The 478-nt window shown below is 68.4% G+C and carries 1 protein-coding gene; it reads left to right on the forward strand.

Going from position 1 to position 478, the window contains the following annotated elements; translation table 11 throughout:
• On the forward strand, window positions 1-415 hold a 415-nt coding region (locus RNB18_RS51240), incomplete at its 5' end, for a gamma carbonic anhydrase family protein (protein ID WP_311720955.1).
• Window positions 416-478 lie beyond the last annotated feature (63 nt).

Here is a 478-nt window from a genome sequence, read left to right on the forward strand (position 1 = left end):
GTGGTTCAACACCGTGCTGCGAGGCGACTTCGCCCCCATCGTCATCCGCGAAGGGGCCAACGTCCAGGACGGTTCGGTGCTGCACGCGCCACCTGGGATCCCGGTCGACATCGGCCCGGGCGCGACGGTCGCCCACATGTGTGTCGTACACGGCGCACACGTCGGCGAGGAGGCGCTGATCGCCAACCACTGCACGGTGCTCGACGGGGCGGTGATCGGCCGGCGCAGCCTGATCGCCGCGCATTCCCTGGTGGTCGGGGGTACCAAGATTCCCGACGAGGTGTTGGTCACCGGTGCACCCGCGAAGATCCGGGGACCCATCGCGGGCACCGGCGCACAGACGTGGGTGCGGACCAATCCGGCGGCGTACAGGGAGCTGGCCCAGCGCTACCTGACGGGGCTCGCCGAGCTCTAGCTGTCGGGTGGATGCGTTTTGCGACGGTTGTGCGGGCCGCGTTTCTTTAAGGCCCTGTAGAAG

Origin of the sequence: Streptomyces doebereineriae (genome assembly GCF_031845645.1) — a bacterium.
In the GTDB taxonomy this organism is placed as follows: Bacteria; Actinomycetota; Actinomycetes; order Streptomycetales; family Streptomycetaceae; genus Streptomyces; species Streptomyces canus.